A 1,215-nucleotide genomic window follows, 5' to 3' on the forward strand; every position below is an offset into this window, starting at 1 on the left:
GGGGAGTCTCTCCATCCCCGCCCTCGGGTCACTAATTGTCAGGGGGCGGGTGCCTCAACCCAGGTTGGCAGAGAGGGAAGCGACCTGACTACTCAGCACACCGTTGATTCTGTTGGGCGTGGATTCATCCCAAACTCTGATTGGCAGTATCTATTTTGATCCGCGCACACAGCCGATGCGGAGGGTAAGTCCCCCGAGGTGGTGGGGCACCGCTGTCGGCGCAGCTGAGTAAGGTTAATTGCACGCCACCAAAGCACTGTCGGCCGTCGTCGGCCATCACGCGCCGTGCACCTCGGTCGACGAGCACACTCCGGCCAGAACAACGTCCAGGTACCCAGTGTGAGCCGGCGGCGCCACCGCCTACCCGCCAGGTCCGCATCACCCGCTGATCGCCTGCGATTGAACGCTGTACGGTCCGGATGCAAGACTGCGATCGACGGCGCCCGAGCGTGGAACGCAGTGATTATTTCGGGTGATGTGTTGGAGACTTCCTGTGCGAAAAGTGCCGTTAACCCAGTTAAACGAGCGCCGGCCTCAATTGTGCTCATGAGGCCAGCGCATCGGCTGCGGAGCAGGGGGTGAAGGCAAAGCCGGATATGGCGCTCGTTTAACGTCGCGACTCTCCATCCCTGACCGCTGTGATTGAATCACATCAAATTGGCGCGTGCGTTGCTGAATATTCGAAACTCTGCGCCGAGTTGACGGATGGATTCGGGGGAGATGGCAATGGAGGCGCATGCTCAGGGCATGTCGTTTGGACGCTACCGCTTGATCGGTCTGATCGGTCGCGGCGGCATGGGCGAGGTTTGGCGAGCCCATGACGAGCTGATCGGGCGGACAGTAGCGCTGAAGGTGCTACCTCCGAACTACGCGGACGATCCGCAATATCGAGAGCGATTTCGTCGCGAGGCTCTGAAGGCCGCGAGCTTGAACCACCCGCACATCGTCACGGTGCTCGACGTAGGCGAGATTGAAGGCCGCTTGTTCGTCACGATGCCCGTGATTGAGGGCCGTGAGTTGCAAGCTCGCCTGAACGAGGGCCCCGTGTCACCCGAGCTGGCGGTTGCCGTAGTGGAGCAGATTGCCACTGCGCTCACTGCAGCGCACAATGCCGGATTGGTGCACCGGGACGTCAAACGGGTCTGCTGCACGAATAGGTGACATCTGAGTTGGCTTGCCCAGCATGGGCGGGCTGGAAGGATGTCCCCATGGCAA

1 protein-coding gene is annotated in these 1,215 nt (G+C 60.9%); it reads left to right on the plus strand.

What is annotated here, in order from left to right:
* The first annotated feature begins 726 nt into the window (after nt 1-726).
* Entirely contained in the window at nt 727-1,161 is a 435-nt protein-coding gene (locus AO501_RS15685; RefSeq protein ID WP_082658655.1) for a serine/threonine-protein kinase, read from the plus strand.
* Nucleotides 1,162-1,215: the final 54 nt, after the last annotated feature.

It is taken from the genome of Mycobacterium gordonae (assembly GCF_001417955.2).
GTDB lineage: Bacteria > Actinomycetota > Actinomycetes > Mycobacteriales > Mycobacteriaceae > Mycobacterium > Mycobacterium gordonae_B.

Coding starts and splice junctions, on each gene's coding strand:
- AO501_RS15685 (WP_082658655.1), top strand. CDS start 727: ATGGAGGCGCATGCTCAGGGCATGTCGTTTGGACGCTACCGCTTGATC.